Annotated in this window: 23 protein-coding genes and 2 pseudogenes; 19 read left to right on the plus strand and 6 right to left on the minus strand. The window is 57.6% G+C overall.

Going from position 1 to position 21,839, the window contains the following annotated elements; translation table 11 throughout:
• The first annotated feature begins 21 nt into the window (after positions 1-21).
• Genes G518_RS0120455 through G518_RS0120465 form a run of 3 tightly spaced genes read left to right on the plus strand, consistent with a single transcriptional unit; the run spans position 22 to position 2,575 of the window.
• A complete protein-coding gene (locus tag G518_RS0120455; RefSeq protein ID WP_028604136.1) occupies positions 22-903 on the plus strand; it encodes a fumarylacetoacetate hydrolase family protein in 882 nt (293 codons plus the stop codon).
• A gap of 16 nt (positions 904-919) precedes the next feature.
• Positions 920-1,528, plus strand: coding sequence for a malonic semialdehyde reductase (locus G518_RS0120460; protein ID WP_245598055.1), 609 nt, complete (start codon positions 920-922; stop codon positions 1,526-1,528).
• Positions 1,529-1,579: 51 nt separating this feature from the next.
• Positions 1,580-2,575: a Bug family tripartite tricarboxylate transporter substrate binding protein gene (locus G518_RS0120465; protein WP_051237129.1), complete on the plus strand. Its 996-nt coding sequence runs from the start codon at positions 1,580-1,582 to the stop codon at positions 2,573-2,575.
• Positions 2,576-2,636: 61 nt separating this feature from the next.
• Here the strand turns inward: G518_RS0120465 and G518_RS0120470 are convergent, their stop codons facing one another.
• From G518_RS0120470 to G518_RS0120485, 4 genes are all read right to left on the minus strand, one after another.
• Positions 2,637-3,299, minus strand: a complete 663-nt coding sequence (locus G518_RS0120470) for a GntR family transcriptional regulator (protein WP_028604139.1) — start codon at positions 3,297-3,299, stop codon at positions 2,637-2,639.
• 273 nt (positions 3,300-3,572) lie between these two features.
• Positions 3,573-4,406 (minus strand): S-formylglutathione hydrolase, encoded by an 834-nt coding sequence (fghA, locus tag G518_RS0120475; RefSeq protein WP_028604140.1) that lies wholly within the window; start codon positions 4,404-4,406, stop codon positions 3,573-3,575.
• A 16-nt stretch (positions 4,407-4,422) separates the two neighbouring features.
• On the minus strand, positions 4,423-5,535 hold the full coding sequence (locus G518_RS0120480) for an S-(hydroxymethyl)glutathione dehydrogenase/class III alcohol dehydrogenase (RefSeq protein ID WP_028604141.1): 1,113 nt from the start codon (positions 5,533-5,535) through the stop codon (positions 4,423-4,425).
• A 251-nt stretch (positions 5,536-5,786) separates the two neighbouring features.
• The gene (locus G518_RS0120485) at positions 5,787-6,086 is read right to left on the minus strand and encodes a metal-sensing transcriptional repressor (RefSeq protein WP_028604142.1); all 300 of its coding nucleotides are present in this window, start codon (positions 6,084-6,086) and stop codon (positions 5,787-5,789) included.
• Positions 6,087-6,316: 230 nt separating this feature from the next.
• On the opposite strand from G518_RS0120485, the gene G518_RS0120490 reads away from it, so the two are divergent.
• The 4 genes from G518_RS0120490 to G518_RS0120505 all read left to right on the plus strand — a co-directional run bounded on the left by G518_RS0120490 (position 6,317) and on the right by G518_RS0120505 (position 10,915).
• Complete coding sequence (locus G518_RS0120490) at positions 6,317-6,967, plus strand: hypothetical protein (RefSeq protein WP_156909481.1); 651 nt, start codon at positions 6,317-6,319, stop codon at positions 6,965-6,967.
• A 469-nt stretch (positions 6,968-7,436) separates the two neighbouring features.
• Positions 7,437-8,132 (plus strand): GntR family transcriptional regulator, encoded by a 696-nt coding sequence (locus G518_RS0120495; protein ID WP_169457976.1) that lies wholly within the window; start codon positions 7,437-7,439, stop codon positions 8,130-8,132.
• 378 nt (positions 8,133-8,510) lie between these two features.
• The gene (locus G518_RS0120500) at positions 8,511-9,488 is read left to right on the plus strand and encodes a tripartite tricarboxylate transporter substrate-binding protein (RefSeq protein WP_051237135.1); all 978 of its coding nucleotides are present in this window, start codon (positions 8,511-8,513) and stop codon (positions 9,486-9,488) included.
• A gap of 5 nt (positions 9,489-9,493) precedes the next feature.
• Positions 9,494-10,915 carry an amidase gene (locus G518_RS0120505; protein WP_028604146.1) on the plus strand — a complete coding sequence of 474 codons (1,422 nt, stop codon included), beginning with the start codon at positions 9,494-9,496 and terminating at the stop codon, positions 10,913-10,915.
• A gap of 36 nt (positions 10,916-10,951) precedes the next feature.
• Here G518_RS0120505 and G518_RS36095 read toward each other — a convergent pair.
• A pseudogene (locus tag G518_RS36095) lies at positions 10,952-11,212 on the minus strand (copper-transporting ATPase); the annotation flags it as partial.
• Positions 11,213-11,217: 5 nt separating this feature from the next.
• Between G518_RS36095 and G518_RS36100 the strand changes: the two are divergent.
• Positions 11,218-11,451 (plus strand): annotated as a pseudogene (locus G518_RS36100) (hypothetical protein); the annotation flags it as partial.
• Between the two features lie 350 nt (positions 11,452-11,801).
• On the opposite strand, the gene G518_RS0120520 reads toward G518_RS36100, so the two are convergent.
• The gene (locus tag G518_RS0120520) at positions 11,802-12,380 is read right to left on the minus strand and encodes a hemerythrin domain-containing protein (protein ID WP_028604147.1); all 579 of its coding nucleotides are present in this window, start codon (positions 12,378-12,380) and stop codon (positions 11,802-11,804) included.
• A gap of 235 nt (positions 12,381-12,615) precedes the next feature.
• Here G518_RS0120520 and G518_RS0120530 point away from each other — a divergent pair, with 235 nt between their 5' ends.
• The 11 genes from G518_RS0120530 to G518_RS0120590 all read left to right on the plus strand — a co-directional run bounded on the left by G518_RS0120530 (position 12,616) and on the right by G518_RS0120590 (position 21,518).
• Positions 12,616-12,822: a heavy-metal-associated domain-containing protein gene (locus G518_RS0120530; RefSeq protein WP_028604148.1), complete on the plus strand. Its 207-nt coding sequence runs from the start codon at positions 12,616-12,618 to the stop codon at positions 12,820-12,822.
• Positions 12,819-13,238, plus strand: coding sequence for a Cu(I)-responsive transcriptional regulator (gene cueR / locus G518_RS0120535; protein ID WP_028604149.1), 420 nt, complete (start codon positions 12,819-12,821; stop codon positions 13,236-13,238). Before G518_RS0120530 ends, cueR begins: the two co-directional genes overlap by 4 nt.
• Before the next feature lie 196 nt (positions 13,239-13,434).
• Complete coding sequence (locus G518_RS0120545) at positions 13,435-13,983, plus strand: Spy/CpxP family protein refolding chaperone (protein WP_028604150.1); 549 nt, start codon at positions 13,435-13,437, stop codon at positions 13,981-13,983.
• Between the two features lie 92 nt (positions 13,984-14,075).
• Complete coding sequence (locus G518_RS0120550) at positions 14,076-14,933, plus strand: DUF2189 domain-containing protein (protein WP_028604151.1); 858 nt, start codon at positions 14,076-14,078, stop codon at positions 14,931-14,933.
• A 162-nt stretch (positions 14,934-15,095) separates the two neighbouring features.
• On the plus strand, positions 15,096-15,305 hold the full coding sequence (locus tag G518_RS0120555; RefSeq protein WP_028604152.1) for a DUF2788 domain-containing protein: 210 nt from the start codon (positions 15,096-15,098) through the stop codon (positions 15,303-15,305).
• A gap of 702 nt (positions 15,306-16,007) precedes the next feature.
• Positions 16,008-16,832, plus strand: a complete 825-nt coding sequence (minC, locus tag G518_RS0120565; protein WP_028604153.1) for a septum site-determining protein MinC — start codon at positions 16,008-16,010, stop codon at positions 16,830-16,832.
• 63 nt (positions 16,833-16,895) lie between these two features.
• Entirely contained in the window at positions 16,896-17,711 is an 816-nt protein-coding gene (gene minD / locus G518_RS0120570; RefSeq protein ID WP_028604154.1) for a septum site-determining protein MinD, read from the plus strand.
• 4 nt (positions 17,712-17,715) lie between these two features.
• A complete protein-coding gene (minE, locus tag G518_RS0120575; RefSeq protein ID WP_028604155.1) occupies positions 17,716-17,982 on the plus strand; it encodes a cell division topological specificity factor MinE in 267 nt (88 codons plus the stop codon).
• 145 nt (positions 17,983-18,127) lie between these two features.
• Positions 18,128-18,898 (plus strand): GntR family transcriptional regulator, encoded by a 771-nt coding sequence (locus G518_RS36105; protein WP_051237139.1) that lies wholly within the window; start codon positions 18,128-18,130, stop codon positions 18,896-18,898.
• A gap of 362 nt (positions 18,899-19,260) precedes the next feature.
• The gene (locus G518_RS0120585) at positions 19,261-20,487 is read left to right on the plus strand and encodes a CaiB/BaiF CoA transferase family protein (RefSeq protein ID WP_028604156.1); all 1,227 of its coding nucleotides are present in this window, start codon (positions 19,261-19,263) and stop codon (positions 20,485-20,487) included.
• Between the two features lie 80 nt (positions 20,488-20,567).
• On the plus strand, positions 20,568-21,518 hold the full coding sequence (locus G518_RS0120590; protein WP_028604157.1) for a tripartite tricarboxylate transporter substrate binding protein: 951 nt from the start codon (positions 20,568-20,570) through the stop codon (positions 21,516-21,518).
• Positions 21,519-21,839: the final 321 nt, after the last annotated feature.

Here is a 21,839-nt window from a genome sequence, read left to right on the forward strand (position 1 = left end):
TTTCTATTTCGTAGCAAGACAATGAAACTGATTTCCTACATCTCTCAAGGTAGCGCCAACATCGGCGCCATTCATCCCCAACAGAACGAGCAGTTCATACCGTTGGCTGCGCTGGATGTCACTTTACCGACTAGTCTGCGCAGTCTGCTCACGCAAACTGGCGGCGATCTGGGGGCCATCGGCCACAAGCTGCAGGCGGCCACACAAGACAGCGCCAAGTGGCTGGCCCTTTCGTCAGTGCAGTTAGCTCCGCTCGTACCTGATGCCGGCAAAATCATTTGCGTAGGCCTGAACTACGCAGAGCATGCCAAGGAGGGTGGCAACGCACGCCCCGAGTACCCAAGCCTCTTCATGCGTGGCACCACGTCATTGGTTGCGCATGGTGCCGCCATCGTTCGTCCACCAGTGTCCGACAAGCTGGACTACGAGGCCGAACTGGCCGTGGTGATAGGCAAGCGCGTACACCGTGCCAAAGCCGCAGACGCTCTGGAAGCCGTGGCCGGATATGCGTGCTTTAACGACGGCACGCTGCGTGACTATCAGCGCAAAACCACGCAGTGGACCATTGGCAAAAATTTCGACCTGACCGGCGGCTTTGGACCGTGGTTGGTGACACCAGGCGAACTGCCACGCGGCGGCAAGGGACTATCCATCGTCTCGCGCCTGAATGGCCGTGTCATGCAAAACGCCAACACTGACGACATGCTGTGGTCAGTGGCTGAACTGATTGAGATCATCTCCGAATGCACGACCCTGGAGCCTGGTGATGTCATTGCCACAGGCACACCCTCAGGCGTGGGTTACGCGCGCACACCACCGGTATTCATGAAGCCTGGTGATGTGGTGGAGATCGAGATCGACGGCGTGGGCTGCCTGCGCAATCCCATTCGTGACGAAGCCTGACCCAAGGACTTAACCCATGAGCTCTACGCCCATGATGCCGTCCGTGCCATTCCTGGATCATGTGTTCAGCCAGGCCAGAACGCGCAGCAGCTTCCTGGATAGGCCGGTTCCTGCCGAAGTACTTCGGCAAATCTACGAGCACCTCAAGTGGGGTCCCACCTCCATGAACTGCCAACCCATCCGCATTCAATGGCGGGTGTCGCCACAGTCGCGCGCGGAGCTGGCAGATTGCGTGAACGAGGGCAACAAGGCCAAAGTGCTCGGCGCCCCGGTGTGCGCGGTGATCGGCATGGACATCAACTTCGCATCCCGACTACCCACCGTCTTTCCACACAAGAAAGACGCTCAGAGCTACTACGACGGCAAGCCCACTTTTACAGAGCAAACCGCACTGAGAAACAGCAGCCTTCAAGGCGCGTACCTCATCGTCATTGCGCGTGCGCTCGGCTTGCACTGCGGCCCGCTTTCGGGCTTCAAGGCAGATCGTGTCGATGAGCTGTGTTGGGCCGGCACCACCGTGCGAACCAACTTTCTATGCAACCTGGGATATGTGGAATCCGATGTCGATCCCTCGTATGCACGCCATCCAAGGCTCGACTACGAAGACGTTTGCGACACGAGATGACATTGCCCTGACAGGCCATTAGGCCATTCAACACAAAGAAGGAGACAAACCATGACCCGAACAACAACGATCAGCGGACAATCCACTCGCCGCACCCTCTGCGCTGCACTGGCCCTAGTCGCATCGGCGCTGGTGTCGCCCCAGGCTTCGGCACAAGCATGGCCGCAGCGACCGGTCACCTTCATCGTTCCATTCGCGGCCGGCACAGCCACCGATGTCATGGCGCGCTTCATTGCAGAGAACCTGACCAAGTCGCACGGCATGACGGTGGTCATTGATAACCGTCCCGGAGCCAGCGCAAGTATTGGCGCTTCTGCGGTGGCCCGCGCCGCATCGGATGGCTACACCATCCTTGTTGGATCAAGTACGACGCATGCAGCCAACGCGGCACTATTCACCAAGCTGAGCTATGACCCCGTGAAAGATTTCAAGCCCATCACACTGCTTGGCTATGTGCCCCAGGTGATGATGGTGAATGCACAGTCGCCCATCCGCACTATCGACGAATTCATTGCCCACGCAAAAACCAACCGCGGCAAGATCAACTATGCACAAGGCTCCAGCGGGAACTTGCTGCCGGCCGAGATCCTCAACCGCCGCAAGGACCTGGGCATGACCATGGTCTCGTACAAGAGCCCGCCACAGGCGATGCAGGATTTGCTGGGCAACCAGGTGGACATGATGTTCGGCGATCTCTCAGTATCCATTGCCAATATCCAAGGCAACAAGCTGAGGCCGCTGGCGGTCACGTCCAAGGCGCCTCATCCACTTCTGCCCAATGTCGCGCCGCTCGCCAACACCATTGAGGGATTTGAGTTGACCACGTGGATGGCCATGTTCGCGCCAGCCGGCACACCAGACCAGATCGTGGGGCGCCTGCGCAGTGCAGTACATGCCGCGTTGGCTGATCCTGCCACCGCAACACGTATCTCAGACGCCGGCATGCGCGTGCAAGTGTCCACTGGCCCAGAACTGGGCGCCTATGTGGAAAGCGAAACCCGTAAGTGGGCAGGCTACGTCAAGGAAGCTCAGGTTCAGCCGCAGTAAGGTAAGCCGCCAAAGCGGCTCTCTCCACCAACAATAGAGCTAGAGCGTGTGCGCCCTAGCTCTAATACGCTTCGCGGAAAATGCCGGCGGTCCGTTGGTAGTGCTCACCTACGAGACGCTTGGCTTCGTCAGCGCGTCCGTTGATCACGGCTTCGAACAGGGCGCGATGCTCTTCCAGTACATCCCGTTCCTTGTAGGAAACGCGGGCAGTCAGCTGCCTGTACCAGTAGGCCTGATCGTAGAGCTGATCGCAAAAGTCCAACATCAGTCTTGACTCGCAACCTGCCAGCAGTGCCCGGTGGAAATTCCGATGCAGTCGCTCCCATTCCGGATTTTCTTCGTAGGAGTCAGTCGATATGGAACGAGACGCGCGGGATAGCCTATGGAAGGCCAGCACCAGCGTTTCTTCCCAGGCTTGCGCTTTGTTCTCAATCGATTGACTGATCGCGAGCGATTCGATCGCTATTCTGGTGCGCACCAGGTCATCAAGGCGCTCCTGACTGGCTTCAACGACGGTAAAACCGCGTTGGTCGCTGTGCACCACCCAGGCTTCGCTCGCCAGCCTGTTGAGTGCCTCACGAAGTGGACTGGCGCCCACGTCATAGCGCTCTCTCAGCTCGTGCATCAGCAGCTTGCGGCCAGGCACCCAATACCCATTCAACACGTCCGAGCGGAGCCGGTCGTATGTCATGCGGGCAAGCGTGGGGGTGGGGCCGTTTTCCATGGGTGTGTGCAATATGGCGCCTATTTTTATCGACAAACTTAAAATCTGAAATGAAAACAGTGCTTAACTGGTTCATGTAGACGCTTGTCGAAATTATGCCCAGATTTGACGTAACCAACACACTCCCCGGCCAGTCCGAGGTCCTTTAAGTGTTCATCATGAACCGGCGGTTGTACCGGCACCAGCCAGCCACAGAAGATGTGTGGCACACCTTCTGAGCACGGTGATGCCCCGTCATGGCATCACCGCATGGAAGCCATCATGCTGGTGAGATCAGGCGGTCAATGCGCGCGCATGATGCGCGATGTGCTCGCCAATGAAGCTGGCGATGAAGTAATAGCTGTGGTCATAACCCGGACGCAGATTCAATGTCAGCGGATGGCCCGCTTTTTCGCAAGCGGCGCGCAGCAACTCAGGCTTGAGCTGATCGGCCAGGAACTCGTCTGCTTCACCCTGATCCACAAGCAGCGGAAGGCGCTCCTGGCTCCTGGCAATCAACTGCACGGTGTCGTGAGCCTGCCAAGCCGCCGGATCATCGCCCAGGTAGGCGGCGAAGGCCTTGCTGCCCCACGGCACGCTCGCAGGCGCCACGATGGGAGAAAACGCCGAGACGCTGCGGTAGCGGCCAGGGTGGCGAAGCGCCAGCGTCAATGCACCGTGCCCACCCATGCTGTGACCCGAGATGCCACGCGCATCGCTGGCAGGGAAATGCTCTTCGATCAACTTGGGCAATTCCAGAACCACATAGTCTTCCATGCGGAAGTGTTGGGCCCAAGGTGCCTGAGTGGCGTTGAGATAAAAGCCAGCGCCCTGACCCAAATCGTAGGCCCCATCATTAGGTACGCCTTCGCCACGCGGGCTGGTGTCAGGCGCCACCAAAATCAAGCCATGCTCCGCCGCATACTGTTGAGCGCCGGCCTTGGTGATGAAATTCTGTTCGGTACAAGTCAGGCCTGAAAGCCAATACAGCACCGGGCACTTCTGCCCCGCCAAGGCAGCAGGGGGCAGATAAACGCCTATCTTCATTTCGGTACCCGTGCTGGTGCTGGCGTGTTTCCACACCTCCTGGCGGCCACCGAAACTGGCGTGATTTTCAATACGGAGCATGTAAAAACCTTCTCGCTCAGGCGTAATGAACCACGGAACGGATCGACTTGCCTTCGTGCATCAGATCGAACGCGTCGTTGATACCGGTCAGAGGCATGGTGTGCGTGACGAACGGAGCCAGCTGAATCTTGCCGGCCATGGCATCTTCCACCATGCCGGGCAGCTCGCTGCGGCCTTTTACGCCGCCAAAGGCTGTGCCCAACCAGCGGCGGCCGGTGACTAGCTGGAATGGCCGGGTACTGATTTCCTGGCCGGCACCAGCCACGCCAATGATCACGCTCTGTCCCCAGCCACGGTGTGCGCACTCCAGTGCGGCGCGCATCACGTTGACGTTACCGATGCATTCAAAGCTGTGGTCTACACCCCAGGTCGTCATCTCCACAATGACTTGCTGAATGGGTTTGTCATGGTCTTTGGGGTTGACGCAATCGGTCGCCCCAAAGGTCTTGGCCAGATCGAACTTTCCGGGGTTGGTGTCAATAGCGAAGATGCGGCCTGCACCTGCCAGCTTGGCGCCTTGGATCACCGCCAGACCGATCCCACCCAGGCCAAACACGGCCACGCTATCGCCCGGCTGCACCTTGGCGGTGTTCTTCACTGCACCCAGACCGGTGGTCACACCGCAGCCAAGCAGACAGACCTGCTCAGGATTGGCTTCGGGGTTGACTTTAGCCAGAGACACTGCAGCGACCACGGTGTATTCGCTGAACGTGCTGCAACCCATGTAGTGATAGATGGGCTGGCCGTTGTAGCTGAAGCGTGTCGTGCCATCGGGCATAACGCCCTTGCCCTGGGTGGCGCGCACGGAGACGCACAGGTTGGTCTTGCCGCTTTTACAGAACAGGCATTCCCCGCATTCGGCGGTGTAGAGCGGAATCACATGATCGCCCGGCTTGACGCTGGTCACGCCCTCGCCGCATTCCACCACAATGCCTGCGCCTTCATGCCCCAACACCGCAGGGAAAATGCCCTCAGGATCATCACCGCTCAAGGTGAACGCATCGGTGTGGCACACGCCGGTATGGGTGATCCTGATCAGCACCTCGCCAGCCTTGGGCGGCGCCACATCAATCTCGACGATCTGCAAAGGTTTACCGGCTTCAAATGCAACTGCGGCACGGGATTTCATGGAATTCTCCTTAAGTTATTGATTCGAAAAAATGCGGTTAAAGGAAGTGGTGTGGGCTAGTGGACTACTCAAACCTGATTGATCAGGAGGCGCCCCTACCCTCACCCCAACCCTCTCCCGCATACGGGAGAGGGAGTAAAAACAAGAGGCCGCGGAGCAGGCCATACGGGTGCCACCGCGGAGCGGGCTTTGCCCGGCCGCCAGTGGCGTCCCCCTGGGGGGAAGGCGCGCAAGCGACTCAGGGGGGATCCTCAAGTCAGATACCTCCGGACTAAAGCAGCCGCCTCGCCGATGGCCTGGTGCATATGCGCGTGCTCGGGATCATCAATACTCGCGGTGTCGCAATCCGCATGGCCAAAGGTTTCGCGCAGATGGCCTTCCAGGACGTCTGCCATCAGCCCATTCACAGCCCCACGCATGGCAGCGAGCTGCTGCAGCACTGGACCGCAGTCGCTGCCTTCAGCAATGCTGCGCTCCAACGCTTCAGCCTGACCGCGAATGCGGCGCAGGCGCGTAATGGCGCGTTTTTTGTCTTCAGCGGAGTGGGGCATCAGGCGACTCGTTGGATACTAAGGGGGAGTTTAATTCATGACGCGACGGCAGGTCATAAACAGAGCGGTTTCCGGGGAGATCATCAAGATGCCATAGTCCGCTGTTAGAGTGCCGCGCAGATTTCATTTGACTGATCCCAATCCGAAAGGTCTGCACCATGGACCCCTACTCTCTCGCTCTTCTGACTCGGCTTCGCGCAGCCGGATTGGTGATAGCGCTCTTGGCGCTCATGCTGACGGCCACCGCTTCACATGCAGCGCGGCCAATGAACACAGATGACGCGCGAACCGTAGATCCAAAAGCCTGCCAGGTCGAAAGCTGGGTGCGTCAGAACGCTGATTCGACTGAGTTGTGGGCCATTCCGGCCTGCAACCCCACCGGTAATCTTGAGATCGCGGCAGGCGGATCACATGCGCGTGGTGATATTGAAGGCAGTCGCAACACCGTGGTGCTTCAAGCCAAAACCCTTTTCAAGCCGCTAGAACCCAATGGCTGGGGTTGGGGCCTGGCGGTTGGCACGGCGCAGCACGCCAGGCCGCCGAGCGGACGAGACTGGTATGCCTACATCCCGGTGAGCCGTTCGATATTGGACGACCGAGCCGTGCTTCATCTGAACGTAGGCTGGTTGCGTGAGGGGCTATCACGGCGCAACTTCATGACCTGGGGAATTGGCTCCGAAACCCAGCTCAGCGAAAGAGTTTGGTTGATTGGAGAGACCTTCGGCCAGAACGAAGGTCGGCCGCTTTACCAAGCTGGGCTCCGCTACTGGGTTGTGCCCAATCGCGTGCAAGTGGATGCCACTTATGGAAACCGTTTGGGCGGAGGGGAGCGCTGGTTCTCGATAGGCCTGCGCTTGTTGTCGCCCGCGTTCCTGCCTTAGGGCGTGTTCAAGGTCTCTTCCATGGCCCATCCCAGTCGCGGCATGTTGTTGAACAGAGCCAAAGAACAACTCTGTGGATAAAAATGGGATAACCCCCTGGTTATCCACAGCCCGCCACCAACACGCGAAGTTGTTCCCTCTCGGCACTTTTGCCCAGGCCACTTTGCGCACAGGCCGAATTCGAGGGCAAGCTCTTGTCACGTCAAGGGAAATTTTTTCTCTCCACAAATCCACAGAGCTCTACTACAACTATCTATTTATATAGAGAAGAATATAGAAGAGAGAGAACAACCCTAAACCGGGAAAAGATCATGCGTCTTTACAGGCGGATTCCTCGCTCTATGCAGCGTGTTACCCTCACGTGCGGCGTGAATTTCGCGAAGGTGCCCTTGAGCCATCGCTCCAAATACGATGCAGTTTCAGCAAGAAAAATTTTGAAGTATTGATGCTGCAGTGGATGCAGTCATTTATGACCTTGGTTGCTACAACATCCGCGCTCGACCGGGAGCGACAAACCACACCCCAGGTATATGACTCGCTTCGCGAGAGCATCATCTGCCTGCAGCTCCCACCCGGTCAAGTGCTTGACCGGACAGAATTGGCGAAGACCTTTTCCATTAGCCAGACACCTGTTCGCGAGGCCTTGATACGGCTCAGGGAAGAGTATCTGGTGGAAGTGATCCCTCAGGTGTCTACGCGTGTGTCTCTGATCAGTCTGGCTCGAGCAGAAGACGCCATTTTTTTGCGACGCGCGATTGAACTTGAAGTTGTCCACGAGCTGGCTCTGAGAGCGGATGTTCAGCTCACCACAGCAATGTGGGCCATCTGGAATCGTCAGCAGGCATGCGAGCAGGCCGGAGACCTTGACGGCTTCATGACCATGGATGAGGAGCTCCACCACCTGATGTATCAATGGCTGCGAAAAGAGTCTCTGTGGCGACTTGTTCGGATTCGCAGCGGAGACGTTGACCGCATTCGGTGGCTACATCTGCCTTTACCGGGCAAAGCTAAGCGCGTACTTGAAGAACACAAGCAACTAATTCACGCCCTTGAAAAAAATGACGTTGGCTTAGCGCAAACCTACCTGCGCAATCACCTCCCTCGCTCTGCCGAAGCCTTCAGTCAAATACGGGACGAACATCCAGGGTTCTTCTCTCCGATTTAACGACAAGGGCTATCGACCCGCCCCCCATGTCTCAGCACGGGTTATCTACTCGTGCTTATCACTCGTGCTCATCGCGTGAGCTTCCGCGCGTCGTAGTGGCTGTCCATCTCCCACACCCTCTGGCTCGCTCGGGCTTTCCCCTAGTGCCTGGCGCATAAATCCGATTGCGCCGGTATGTCATTCATGCAATACTTTCTGAAATACTAATATTTCAGTTGCATTATTTTGGTGCATTTAGAGTTCGACTTGAAGTACTCGGTCGTTTTCTGTGAATTGTTGCTGCGCGCTAAAGCCGAGTAAATGCCCGCCCAAGCTCGGCATAAGTCTCTTTGAACGGGCTCTTGGGGCTCTCTTACCCAACTAATTTTTGGAGTTCATATGCGAAATCAAGCGAAACTGACGGGACGTCGACAACTTTTCGCTCTGGTGGCTTTGGCCATCGGAATGTCCACCGCTCAGGCGGCTCAGCCCATCAAGCTCATCGTGCCCTTTGCCGCAGGCGGCGTCGGCGACGCGCTGGCCCGGGGCATAGGGGAGCAATTGAGTTCAACTCTGGGGGAGTCAGTGGTCGTGGAAAATCGGCCAGGTGCGGGCAACCTGATCGGCCTGGAGTACACCAAAAGCCAACCGGCCGATGGACGAACCATCTTCTTGACCAGTCCCAGCCCGTTCAACCTCTACCCGCTGACATACAAGAAGCTCAACTACGATGCGGATAAAGACTTCATTCCCGTGGCTGAAGTGGCGGAGTTCACCAACTCGTTCGTGACGTCCGTCAATCAGAGCTTCAAGACTCTTCCCGGATACATTGAAGAAGTAAAAAAGAACCCAGCCAAAGCTCAAATTGGCGTGACGGCGCTAGGCAGCGGTAACCATATGGCCACCGTCATCCTGAGCGGACTCGTGGGCGTCAAGCTTGAACCGGTGACATATAAGGGCGGCGCGCTCATCATGAACGATCTGATGGGAGGTCATCTGCCCATGGGTCTCGACAACTCCGGGTCATTCATCCAGTCTCACCACGCCGGCAAAATCAAGGTGATCGCGACCACAGGTCCTCAGCGCAGTCGCGCACTTCCCGATGTGCCAACGCTCGGAGAACTCGGACTGAAGGGCTTCGAGATGGCCAATGGCTGGTACGCCTTCTATGTCAGGGCAGGGACGCCGCGTGCGACGGTAGATAAGCTTGAAAGTGCCTTTCTTAAGGCTGCGGCTGACCCCAAAATGAAAGAGAAGTTTGCACCCATGGGTCTCGAAATCAATGGCCGCTCGGGTGCCTCTGTGAGCTCAAGAATTACGGCAGAACGAGAAGCATGGCGGCCAGTTGTCTTGAAATCGGGATACCAGACGGAATGACATCAATGGCTGAGAATTTTGATTACGAAGGCAATGATGCTGCAGGCCTTGCGCACCTGATCGCATGTGGAGAAGCTACGCCGACGGAGTTGCTCGAGGCTGCATTCTCGCGCATAGAAACGAAGGACAAAGAGATTGGATCGGTGGTTTCGACGTTCTACGAGAAGGCCCGTGCCCAAATAGACGCAGGCTTGCCGAAAGGGCCACTGAGCGGCGTGCCATTTCTGCTCAAGGACCTAGGCGTCGAGTACGCAGGTACGCCTTTCCGGTTAGGAAGTCGCTTGCTATCCGACTATGTCTCCACACGTACCACCCACATGGTCAGTCGCTACCTGTCTGCAGGCCTCGTGATTGCTGGGAAGGTGAGCACTTCAGAAGCAGGCTTGGTCGGCACGGTAGAGACTGAGGCAGATGGCATCACCAAAAATCCTTGGGACTTGAGCCTGAGCACAGGCGGATCGTCAGGAGGATCTGGTGCAGCGGTCGCCGCTCGTCTCGTTCCCATGGCCCATGGCAGTGACGCGGGTGGTTCCATGCGAATCCCGGCCAGCTGGTGTGGCATGTTTGGTTTCAAACCTAGCCGGGGCAGAAACTCATCAGCACCGTCTGGCGAAGGGTCCGCCGGGCTGACGACGATTCACGCCATTACACGCAGCGTTCGCGACAGCGCTTTGCTTCTTGATATCACTCAAGGCTATGTTCCTGGTGATCCTTATACAGCCCCACCTCCTGCTCGTCCCTATGCGCAGGAGGTCAGTGCACCGGTGGGGCGTCTGCGCATAGGCTTGGCGCGCATCTCCGAAGTCACGCCTTCTGACAATGCGCAGAAGGCCATGCGCCTCACATGTGATGTTCTACGTTCGCTGGGACATCAGGTGGAAGAATTCGATCTTCCATTCTCGCCTCGTTCGGCACGTCACCTGATGCGGCTGATCACGGGTGGCTACATGGGAAACATGCTGGATCAGCATGCGCAGAGACGTTTTGGTAGACCGCTGGAACGAGGAGACGTCGAGCGACAGACGTGGGAGACGATTGAACAGTCACGCACGGTCTCTGCCTCTGGCTATATCGCAGCCCTGAACGATATGCACGCGTCAAATCGTCGGCTGGCGCCCTATTTCGAAAGGTTTGACATTGTCCTGTCACCCACGACAAACGACGTTGCCCAACCCTTGGGCACCCTGCGACTGGATGCCGACTCCATCGATCAAACGCACGAGAAGTTGATGTCCTGCTTCCCGTATACCCAAATCTATAACCAAACTGGCCAGCCGGCCATGTCTGTCCCTCTCTTCTGGACCGACGAAGGGCTGCCTCTGGGCAGTCAATTTTCTTCTGGGTACGGTCGAGAAGACGTTCTGTTCAGGTTGGCTGGCCAACTGGAGGCCGCCTGTCCATGGGCGCATCGACGTCCTGCGCGCTGAAGTCCTGCCCGGCGCACCTTGGTGTTGCTGGGGACCTCAACGAGCACCAGGCTTCCAGCGCTTAAGCAACAGCGCATTGCCCATCACGCTGACTGAACGCAGCGCCATCGCCGCACCGGCCACCCCCGGGTTCAAGAAACCAAAGGCCGCGAGGGGAATGCCCGCTACGTTGTAGATGAACGCCCAGAACAGGTTCTGCCGGATCTTGGCCACGGTGCGCCGTGAGATGTCGAGCGCGGCAGGCACCAGCGCCACATCACCTCGCATCAGCGTGATGGCTGCTGCGTGAGGGGCTATCACGGCGCAACTTCATGACTTGGGGAATTGGCTCCGAAACCCAGCTCAGCGAAAGAGTTTGGTTGATTGGAGAGACCTTCGGCCAGAACGAGGGCCGGCCGCTCTATCAGGCAGGGCTTCGCTACTGGGTTGTGCCCAATCGCGTTCAGGTGGATGCGACCTACGGTAACCGTTTAGGCGGAGGCGAGCGGTGGTTCTCGATAGGCCTGCGCTTGTTGTCGCCCGCGTTCCTGCCTTGAACACGTCCAAAGAACAACTCTGTGGATAAAAATTGGATAACCACATGGTTATCCACAGGACGCTGCCATGGCCTGAAGTTGTTCCTTCTGGGCACGTGACCCCAGGTCACTTTGCCCACACCCCTATTCTTCTGGTAAGCCCTTGTCGCATCAGTGGAAAAAAATTCGCTCCACAAATCCACAGAGCTCTACTACAACTATCTATTTATATATAAAAGAATATAAGTAATACCGAACTAGAAAATCCGGGGATATGAAGCCCCCACGCTCCCCCGCTTCGCGAGGTCCGCTGCCCCCCAAGGGGGGAGCTTTTCATCTTGGGAGCGGCCCTGCGATGAAAATAAAAACCTTCAACCCAAACCGATGGGTGCCGGTGCTCGCATCACGATGCGGGTGAACAGGCGGTCGTACACCGGGTCGGGTTTGTACTTTCCAGTGAGTGGATCGCAGTTCATGGCAAAGGCATCATCCAAGGCCTTCCACTCGGCTTCGGACAGTGTTTTCTCTGCTGCTGGCAACACTTCCTGCTCTTCCATGCGCATGTGCTCGATGTACATATCCACGTACTTCGTGAAGGCCTCTGTAAAAATCACACGGCGCGATTCGCCGAGCAGCTCCCAGCCGAGCAAGAGATGCTGGATATCGCGCACCGCTTTTTCTGTGTATTCGTGGTCTCGGTCCAGGCGGGCAATGGCATCAGCGGTGCCAGGCGATCCCTTGAGGACGGCAGGGAAAAGCAGCTCAGTCTCTTTGGGGTGATGTAAGCGCTCAGGGAATTCGTCGATATAAAACAGCATGGCGCGCAACACGTCGAAGAAATTCTTCGGGTCATCGCCAGGACCACGCTCAACCAGCATGCGCATCGACTGCAGCATGGCTGCAAGCGACGAATGCTCATCGCGAATAATGTCCAGGCTCCGATGTTTCATGATGTCTCCTCGATATGACAAATCGAGTCTATTCATCATGGCCGGTCTCAGATATGACCTACATCAAGCGCAGGCTAGAGGCTGTCGGGCTCGATCGGTTTTGTAAACATATCCCCGATCTTTCCTGGTCCGAAATATGTTTGCTTGTCGATCACCAGCAAGAGAAACAAGCCCCCTCTTGACATTGCCATGATGGTAAGGTTCAGAATATGCTCAGTTTCAAGGACTTCACTAAATGAGCAAAACTGACCATACTTTCTCTGTCACCGGAATGACCTGTGGGCACTGCGAACGAGCAGTCACCCAGGCTGTTAAAAAACTCGATCCTCAGGCCGAGATCAACATAGATCGCCCTGCCAATAGTGTGAAGGTCGAATCCACGCAACCCCGGGAAGCCTTGGCCGCTGCGATTGCCGCCGAGGGATACGAAGTCGCCGTATGAGCAAAGCTCAGGCTGAAGCGCCCCCCGTCGCCATTGGCGAGGCCGCACGGGCCTCTGGTGTGTCGCCCAAGATGGTGCGTTACTACGAAGAACTGGGCTTGCTGGGCTCGGTCTTGCGTACCGACAGTGGTTACCGCCAATACACCTCGTCAGACGTGCACACGCTGCGCTTCATCAAGCGTGCTCGCACTCTGGGGTTTTCAATGCCGGAGATTGCAGAGCTTGTGGGCCTGTGGCGCGATCGGGAGCGTGCGAGTTCCAGCGTCAAGCAGATCGCCCAGCATCATGTAGACGATCTGCAAGAGCGCATTGAAGGTATGCAGGCCATGCGCCGCACGCTATTGCACCTGCTGCACGACTGCCAGGGAGACAACCGGCCTGACTGTCCCATCCTGGACGACCTGGCTGGGCATTGAGACTAGCCCTTCGACATTCGTAATGGCCGTTGAACGGCCACATCTTTTTTAATCCAACTTTACAAAGCCTTATCGGCCAGGCAAGCAGCGGATACACGCGAATCGGAAACTACGTCCCAAGCCAACAGGTCAATGACCACTACCTGATGGCCGATGACTTGTTTTCACTGGTCTTTTTCTCTGAAGGAGAATTTTCATGACCCATCATCCGAAACGCCTATTCCTCGCTGGCTTGCTGGCGACGACTCTCGGTACTGCAGCGTTTGCCCAAACCCCTCCTACGCCACCGGCCAATGCGATGCCAGCGGCTGGTGAGTCTTCCGCCCGCCCTGGCCAAGGCGAGCGTCGCGCCCGTATGGATCCGGAAAAGCATGGCAAGCGCATGGCCGAGCACCACGCCAAGCGCATGGGCGAGCTGAAAGCAAAACTCAAGCTGACCCCTGCTCAGGAAACTGCATGGACCAGCTATAGCGCAGCCATGCAGCCACCTGCTCGCGATGCCCGACAGCGCGAGGATCGTGCGGCTTTTAAGAAGCTCACCACACCTGAGCGCATCGATCGCATGCAAGCCAAGCAAACCGAGCGTCAAGCGGCCATGCGTCAGCGCGGTGATGCCGTCAAAACGTTTTATGCCCAGTTGACACCTGAGCAGCAAAAAACGTTTGACAGCGAATCCCTGCGGCATGACCGACGTGGGCCTCACGGCGGTCGCCATCACCATGGTGGGCCGGGCCACAACCGCTGAACTTGACCTAAGTCAAGAACCCCATGAGCCAAAGCTTCTGAACCGGAGCTTTGGCTCTTTTTTTGTCTGATTTGGGCTAAGCTGCGGCCATCGTGCCGACAAACTACCAGCCTCCGCCACTTCCTTCAGCTCCGCCTGCCGGAACCTTACGCTTGCCAAGCGTGCGCGCCGTAGAGCTTGGCGCGCCTTTGCATTGGCTTGCATTGGGTTGGCAGGATATGAGGCGAAGCGGCTGGTTAAGCCTTGCGCATGGTGTGGTGCTGGCACTTTTCGGTTGTGCACTGCTGTGGCTGGCTCACGATCAATTCTGGTTGCTGGCCGGTGCCTTCTCCGGTTTTTTGGTAGTCGCCCCCGTATTGGCCACCAGCCTTTATGCGCTAAGCCGTGCACTGGAACGCGGCGAGCCGATAGGCATCTCCACCATCGCGCTCACCTGGACCCGCTGGCAATATTCGCGCTACGCAGTGCACGGTGGCTATTGGGGCATGGTGCGCTTTGGCCTGCTGCTGTCACTGGCCGGCACGGGTTGGGTGCTCACGTCAGCCGCTCTGATCACCCTGCTGGCGCCGCAAGCGGTGCACACCCCCATGGATTTCGTTCGCCAGGTGATGCTCGCCCCAGGCGGATACCTGTTCGAGCTGTGGCTGACCATGGGCGCGCTCATGGCGGCACCGCTCTTCGCCTCCAGTGTGGTGGCCATGCCCTTGCTGCTGGATCGCCGGGTAGACGTGTTGCAAGCGGTGCTCACCAGTTGGCAGGCTGTGCTGACCAACCCGGTACCCATGGCTTTGTGGGCAGCCCTCCTGATGGGATTGACCTTGATCGGTATGGCGACCGCCATGTTGGGCTTGATTGTGATCGTGCCCTGGCTTGGACACGCCAGTTGGCACGCCTACCGGGCACTGGTAAATGCCGGAAACTTGCCTGAGCGGCTGCCACCGGAAGTATGAGCTCCCCCCTGAGTCACCTTCGGTGCCTTCCCCCTGGGGGGACGCCACTAGCGGCCGGGCAAAGCCCGCTCCGCGGTGGCTATCGCATGGCCTGCTCCGCGGCCTTTCGTTTCCTTTGTTTCATGCGACGCGGCTAGCGCATAGCGCTATGGATAACTAGATATGTTTGGCTTTAACGAAGAGCAGATCGCCTGGTTCGGCCTCACGGTCGGCGTGGGGGCGTTCATGCTCTACATGCTGTTCATCATTGCTCAGCTGGCATGGGAATCTAAAGCTGGCAAGTTTGGCACTTTCGTGATCTTCCTGGGCCTGGCTTTTGGCATGCTGGGTTTTGTCGTCAAGCTGGTTATAGAGTGGTACATGACGCGCTAGTGCGCTTATGAACCGGCGTACGCCAAAGCCGTTCCGCTCAAAAGGGCCTTGGCGGCCACTTAGAACTCCAACACCTTCGAAGTTCGGCGCCATGGCGCCACCTAGCCCTCAGGCTCGTTCTTCCTGAGGGCATCTCTCTCTGCCTCCACCACGCATCGCTAATGGCTGCGTGGCTTGGTGTGCCCGTTTTCAACACGATCCTGCGGACGGCTCCCGTCCCCTCGTGCATGAAAGCCAGGGCAGTGGAAAACCATCAGCTGTTGTTCATCAATTCATCCGAAAAACTGCCTTTGAAACCCTGTGGATAAATCTGGCATAACGTGACAGTTATCCACAGGCCAGCGCAATTAGTCAAAGTTGTTCCTATCGGACAAGTTAGCCCAGACCGATTTGCACACAGCCAAGAAGGCTTGCTAACTAGTTGATCTTGAACCGAAAAAAACAAAGCGTCCACAAACCCACAGGCCTCTACTACAACGATCTATTTATATAGATAAGAAAAGAAGTAATACAGGGAGAACTAAAAACGCCGCGCCTGAAGCTTGGACCCTCACTTTGGGCCGCTTTTTGAATAGCTGAAAAGGCGTTTTCGGAGGCAAAAACCAGGACTTTTTGCGCAAGGAAGCGTCTGAGGCTTGAATGCCGGTTGACTGGGGTCGCGCGCTTCGTTTCGGCGCTTGGTGTCGGTGTTAATATCGATGGATGTCTGTTGCCCTCGCTGGAAACGTTCCTACCTCCTTCGAGATCAAGAGCGCCAGCCTTCCCGTCGTTGCTTTGATGCTCAAATCGCCCGATTTGGGACTGCTCGAGCGCGAGATGGCCACGCGTTTTGGCGATATTCCTGATTTTTTTGACGATGACGCTTTGATCATCGATCTGGCTCCCCTCAAGGCTGAGCAGCCAGAAGCAGTGCCAGATTTCGATGCCTTGCTGCCGCTGCTGCGGCAGCATCGGCTGCGGCCGCTGAGCGTAAGAGGCGGAAGTCCGGCTCAGATGGAGGCGGCTGTGAAAGCCGGGCTGGTGCCCACAGCGGACGCCGTAGTGCCGCGCAGGCCACCTGCCGCAGAAACCGCTCCACCGCCCAGGCCGCAATCAGAGGCCGAAGTGGTGGTTGCACCACAAAGCAATTCAGCCAAGGCTGAAGCGTTGCCCGTAGCGACTGAGCCCGCGCAGACACAGCTCACGGCGCTCGTGATTGAGCGTCCGGTAAGATCGGGCCAGCAGGTTTATGCCCGGGGGCGAGATCTGGTGGTGATGGCCATGGTCAATCCAGGGGCGGAAGTGATCGCCGATGGGCATATCCATGTTTATGCGCCGCTGCGTGGTCGGGCCATTGCAGGCGCGCGTGGAGACCAAGCCGCCCGGATTTTTGCCCTTGAGATGAACCCGGAGTTGATCTCTATCGCCGGCGTCTACCGCACCACTGACACTCCTTTGGCTCCCGAAGTTTGGGGCCGCGCCGCACAGATTCATCTGGCCAGCGACGATGGGGGTGACAAACTCATCGTTACCGCTATTTCCGGTTAATAGCAGTCAAACCCATTGTTGTCCGGTTGAATCCGGTTTGAATTTCAGAAAGATTTTTCACGCATGACCAAAATCGTTGTGGTGACTTCCGGCAAGGGTGGCGTGGGTAAAACCACCACCAGCGCTGCCTTTTCCTCTGGTTTGGCGCTGGCTGGCCACAAAACAGCCGTGATTGACTTCGACGTCGGGCTTCGTAATCTTGACCTCATCATGGGCTGCGAGCGGCGCGTGGTGTATGACCTCATCAATGTCATTCAGGGCGAGGCGAACCTTCACCAAGCCTTGATCAAAGACAAGCAGTGCGACAACCTCTTCGTACTGGCTGCCAGCCAGACGCGCGATAAAGACGCGCTGACCCAGGAAGGCGTCGAAAAGGTCTTGAAAGACCTGACGGAGATGGGTTTCGACTACATCGTTTGCGATTCACCCGCCGGTATCGAAACTGGCGCGTTGATGGCCATGCACTTCGCTGATGAAGCCCTGGTGGTCACCAATCCGGAAGTCTCCAGCGTGCGTGACTCTGATCGCATTCTGGGCATGCTGGGCAGCAAGACAAAGCGTGCGATTGAAGGCTTGGAGCCCATCAAAGAGCATTTGCTCATCACTCGCTACAACCCGAACCGCGTTGCTGATGGGCAGATGCTCAGTTTGGAAGATATTCAGGACATTCTGCGCATCAAGCTGATCGGTGTCATTCCCGAGAGTGAAGCAGTGCTGCAAGCCTCCAACCAGGGTCTGCCCGCCGTGCACTTGAAGGGCACAGACGTGGCAGAGGCCTACACCGACGTCATCCAGCGCTTCCTGGGCAATGACAAGCCGCTGCGTTTCGTTGAGGCAGAAAAACCCGGATTTTTCAAACGCCTGTTCGGAGGGAAGTGAGTCCATGTCATTTTTCTCGTTTTTCCTGGGCGAAAAGAAAAAGACCGCCAGCGTAGCCAAGGAACGCCTCCAGATCATTCTGGCCCACGAGCGTTCGGGTAGATCCGCTGAGCCAGACTATCTCCCTGCCCTTCAGCGCGATCTGATCGCTGTGATCAGCAAGTACATCAAGATTGATCCGAAAGACATCAAGGTCAATCTGGAGCGCCAGGATGACCTGGAAGTGCTCGAAGTCAAGATCGAACTGCCAGACAAGCCTGAAACTAGCTGATGCTCGCACTCAGCGCGCAGGTCTTGAGTGTTCGTTCATGATTCTGATGCGTGGCAAGGGATAGGGTTCGTCGCAGGTGAGGGCGGACATCTAGAATCTTCCGCGACGCTTCCATTTAGCCAACCCGACCGCCGGGGTCTCTGCCATGTCTTCTAGATCTGTTCCTCAGCAGCCGCCCCAATTTACGCTGGGCGCCACGACGCTGTATGCGCAGTTGGCCAGCTTGCTGCGTAGCCACATCCTCAGCGGTGAATGGGCCAGCGGCGAGACGATTCCCAGTCTTCAGGAATTGACTGAGCTCTACGGGCTTGGCCGGGTCACCGTGCGTCAGGCGCTGCAGATTTTGGCGGATGAAGGGTTGATCTCCAGCCAACGCGGGCGCCGCACCTTCGTGACATACGAGCCCGCCGAAAGCCAGGGCAACGGCATGGATGGCCCTGTGGTCTCCTACATGACTGCCCTGGAAGAGCGCCGACCCGATTTCAACGTGGTCTTGCTCTCGCGTGACCGGGTGGCCGGGCTGCCGCGTGGGCGCTGGCCAGTGGGCCGAGACGAAGGCCCCTATGTGCACATCCGCAAACTCGACCGGGATGGGGAGCAGGTTTACGGCCTGGCATCGGTCCATGTGGCCGAAGATCTCTACAAGCGTTTTCCAAAAGGCGCTGAGGGCAAGCAGAAGCTGGCACAACTGGTGCGCAAATACGGACAGCCATTGTCTGATGCGCGCGAACGCGTCACAGTGATACCCACTGATTTTGAAGCGGCCTCCGCGCTGGGCTATCCCATGGCGGCACCGGCAGCTCGCGCTGAGCGCGTGGTGTGTGATGCGGCGGGACGTGTCATCTACCTGGCAGTGAGCGTTTACCGCGGCGACCGCTTTGGCCTTGAGCGCGATTTGATCGATTACTTTCGCTGATTTAGGGCAGCGTTAGCTGCTGCGGTTTTTAAAGGAATTCTGGGCAGATTTTTCGCTCGGACTGTACATCCCCTGCTCGGCGGACCCGGCGAATACCCAAGTCCTCGGTGACTGTGGCCTGCACGGTGACCGGTGGTTGGGAGTTCTTCCCCCAAGTACGAATCCAAAGTTCACTATCGTATTGAAGTCACGCGTGTGCGTGGCTGAACAGTACCCCGTAGTAGCGCTCTTCCCAGATACAGAAATTCTTGATAGCATGTTGTTCGCTAAATAGAACTTCTTTTGCGTAAGTCGCACATGCTGCAGGATCCTTCCACCGCTTTCCAGGCCAGCCGGGCCATCCACTTTCCTTTCTCTACATCATGACGGACGCCAGCCGCTCTCTTTCCGGGCCGTTGGCCGGCGTCAGAATCATTGATGTCACTGCGGTGCTGATGGGCCCTTCTGCCACACAGCAGTTGGCCGATTTAGGGGCTGATGTCATCAAGATTGAACCACCTGATGGCGACAAGACGCGGGCCATTGGCCCCATGGGCGATCGCAAGATGGGGCCCATTTTTTTGGGAGTGAACCGCAACAAGCGGAGCCTTGTTCTGGATCTGAAAGCGCCAGAAGGTCTTGAGGCGCTGTTGCGCCTGGTTAAAACGGCTGATGTGCTCACCTACAACGTACGACCAGCGGCCATGGCCCGCCTGGGCTTGACTTACGAGGCATTGAGCGCTCTCAACCCGCGCTTGATCTACGTGGGCATGTTCGGATTTTCCCAGCGGGGGCGCTACGCGCCCTCCCCTGCATTCGATGATCTGATTCAGGCTGCTGCTGGTGTCACCGCGTCCATGACTGCGGCCAGCGCTAATGGCTCGCCCGGTTTTGTGCCATTGAATCTGATGGACCGTTCCGTAGGACTTTACGCATTTGGCGTCATCGCATCGGCCCTCTATGCGCGTGAGAAATCCGGTGAAGGTCAGCGTGTGGATGTGCCCATGTTCGAAACCATGGTGCCCTACGTGCTGGGCGATCACCTCTACGGCCAAAAGTACCAGCCAGCACAAGGTGGGTTTGGTTATCCGCGGCTCATGTCGGCCGCCAGGCGACCCTTTCGCACCAAGGATGCCCAGGTGTGCTGTGTGATCTACCAAGACCACCATTGGAAGGCCTTCCTCGCCATTCTGGGAATGGGGCATTTGTACGACACAGATCCGCGTTTCAAAGACATCAATGCGCGCACCAAGCACGCAGACGAACTCAATCTTTTTGTTGAAAAACACCTGGTTGAAAAAACCACGTCTGAATGGCAGCAGTTGCTTAAGGAAGCTGATGTGCCTGTGTTTCCCGCCCACACGTTCGAGACGCTGCTTGAAGACGGGCATCTGCAAGATATTGGATTCTTCCGCGAAGAAGACGTGCCGGGCGTTGGAAGCGTGCGCGAAACAGCTGTACCCAGCGAATGGTTCGGCACACCTGCGCAAGGCTATCGTCCACCGCCGTCTCTGGGGCAACACAGCGCAGAAATTCTGGCGGAGGCGGGCTACACGCCAGATGAGATCGATCAGCTCATGCGCCAAGGAGTGACTCGGGCTGGGTCTTGAAGGCTCGGAGTGTGCGTGTTTGTTTCACGCGGTGCAGATAGCGCATCGCGCCACTGATACCTGACTAGAAAGGCAAGGCGATGGAACGCAGAACATTCAGCAAAGGGTTTGTTGCAGGTGCCGCACTTGCGGCCACTGGCTTGGCGCGCGCTCAGGCAGGACGCCAGCCCACCATGGTGGTGCCTTACACGCCAGGTGGAAGCACTGACATACTAGGCCGCCTGTTTGCGGACGCCTTTTCCGCACAGGCTGGCGAGAAGTACATACTGGAAAACAGGCCGGGTGCCAATGGCATGCTGGGCTCCGCTTACGTAGCTGCCGCACCGCCTGATGGCCGCACCCTGATGTACACCTACGGCAACCTGATGCTCAATCAGGAATTCCTCATGAAGGAAAACCGCCTTCAGCCCTTGCGGGATTTGGTGCCAGTCACACGCGCGTGCCTGATCCAGGCGGTGATCGTGGCCGCGCCTTCCTTTCCTGCTTCCAACTTGCGCCAGCTGCTGGATATGGCGCGCAAGAGTCCTGGCAAGCATTCCTATGCCTACTATGGCGACCTTGGCATCGCTGCGGTGGCGGCGGAGGCTGATGTGCAGTTGCTACGTGTGCCCTACAAAGGCGGTGTGCCCGGGATGATCGATGTCGCTGCCGGTACGGTGGACATCATCACCAGCTCATTGGCACAGGCGGCGCCGCTCCTAAAAGCGGGCAAACTCAAGGCTCTGGCGGTTTACGGTGATGAGCGGCTGCGTGAATGGCCAGACGTGCCTACGGTGAAGGAAGCGCTGCCCAATTTCCGGGCTGTGGACTATCAAGTGGTAATGGCGCCCAAAGGTACCTCCGGCGCTGTGCTGGCTCAGTTGTCGCAACGCGCCAGAGCCGCGCTGGCGGGAGCCGAAATCCGTCAGGCCTTCTTGGAGCGCGGTGCGATCGTGGCGCCCCTCAGCCCCGAGGAGACATTGGCCTTTATGGAGACTGATAGAGAGCAGTTGGCCAAGGTGGTGAAGGCCGCAAAGATCTTGCCTGAGTAAGAGGCAAACTAGGGCGTGTTCACACTAAATTCACCCCCGCGTGAGGTTCTGGCGAGCCGCAATCAAGGCGCAAACCGCAGCCGGGTTGGACACCCGGCGAGGGTTTGCGCGGCCGGCGTCGGCAACGCCGAGTGCGGCTTGCCAGAGCCTCACCCTTCGGGCCGGGGCTTGCCGGGCCGCATTGCCGCGTTGCGCCTCTTGCCAAGGATCGCACCTTGGCGGCACGGCACGCCTTGCACTGCAGCCCGGCAAACCCCGGCGCGGGGGTGAATTTAGTGTGAACACGCCCTAGATGGCCAAAGGTCTTGAGTGGCGGCCGTT

This window comes from Ottowia thiooxydans DSM 14619, from assembly GCF_000422885.1.
GTDB classification, from domain to species: domain Bacteria; phylum Pseudomonadota; class Gammaproteobacteria; order Burkholderiales; family Burkholderiaceae_C; genus Ottowia; species Ottowia thiooxydans.

Coding starts and splice junctions, on each gene's coding strand:
- minE (WP_028604155.1), top strand. CDS start 17,716: ATGTCATTTTTCTCGTTTTTCCTGGGCGAAAAGAAAAAGACCGCCAGC.
- G518_RS0120460 (WP_245598055.1), top strand. CDS start 920: ATGAGCTCTACGCCCATGATGCCGTCCGTGCCATTCCTGGATCATGTG.
- G518_RS0120520 (WP_028604147.1), bottom strand. CDS start 12,380: ATGAAACATCGGAGCCTGGACATTATTCGCGATGAGCATTCGTCGCTT.
- G518_RS0120465 (WP_051237129.1), top strand. CDS start 1,580: ATGACCCGAACAACAACGATCAGCGGACAATCCACTCGCCGCACCCTC.
- minD (WP_028604154.1), top strand. CDS start 16,896: ATGACCAAAATCGTTGTGGTGACTTCCGGCAAGGGTGGCGTGGGTAAA.
- minC (WP_028604153.1), top strand. CDS start 16,008: ATGTCTGTTGCCCTCGCTGGAAACGTTCCTACCTCCTTCGAGATCAAG.
- fghA (WP_028604140.1), bottom strand. CDS start 4,406: ATGCTCCGTATTGAAAATCACGCCAGTTTCGGTGGCCGCCAGGAGGTG.
- G518_RS0120585 (WP_028604156.1), top strand. CDS start 19,261: ATGACGGACGCCAGCCGCTCTCTTTCCGGGCCGTTGGCCGGCGTCAGA.
- G518_RS0120485 (WP_028604142.1), bottom strand. CDS start 6,086: ATGCCCCACTCCGCTGAAGACAAAAAACGCGCCATTACGCGCCTGCGC.
- G518_RS0120555 (WP_028604152.1), top strand. CDS start 15,096: ATGTTTGGCTTTAACGAAGAGCAGATCGCCTGGTTCGGCCTCACGGTC.
- G518_RS36105 (WP_051237139.1), top strand. CDS start 18,128: ATGTCTTCTAGATCTGTTCCTCAGCAGCCGCCCCAATTTACGCTGGGC.
- G518_RS0120505 (WP_028604146.1), top strand. CDS start 9,494: ATGGCTGAGAATTTTGATTACGAAGGCAATGATGCTGCAGGCCTTGCG.
- G518_RS0120495 (WP_169457976.1), top strand. CDS start 7,437: ATGACCTTGGTTGCTACAACATCCGCGCTCGACCGGGAGCGACAAACC.
- cueR (WP_028604149.1), top strand. CDS start 12,819: ATGAGCAAAGCTCAGGCTGAAGCGCCCCCCGTCGCCATTGGCGAGGCC.
- G518_RS0120490 (WP_156909481.1), top strand. CDS start 6,317: ATGCTGACGGCCACCGCTTCACATGCAGCGCGGCCAATGAACACAGAT.
- G518_RS0120590 (WP_028604157.1), top strand. CDS start 20,568: ATGGAACGCAGAACATTCAGCAAAGGGTTTGTTGCAGGTGCCGCACTT.
- G518_RS0120530 (WP_028604148.1), top strand. CDS start 12,616: ATGAGCAAAACTGACCATACTTTCTCTGTCACCGGAATGACCTGTGGG.
- G518_RS0120480 (WP_028604141.1), bottom strand. CDS start 5,535: ATGAAATCCCGTGCCGCAGTTGCATTTGAAGCCGGTAAACCTTTGCAG.
- G518_RS0120455 (WP_028604136.1), top strand. CDS start 22: ATGAAACTGATTTCCTACATCTCTCAAGGTAGCGCCAACATCGGCGCC.
- G518_RS0120500 (WP_051237135.1), top strand. CDS start 8,511: ATGCGAAATCAAGCGAAACTGACGGGACGTCGACAACTTTTCGCTCTG.
- G518_RS0120545 (WP_028604150.1), top strand. CDS start 13,435: ATGACCCATCATCCGAAACGCCTATTCCTCGCTGGCTTGCTGGCGACG.
- G518_RS0120470 (WP_028604139.1), bottom strand. CDS start 3,299: ATGGAAAACGGCCCCACCCCCACGCTTGCCCGCATGACATACGACCGG.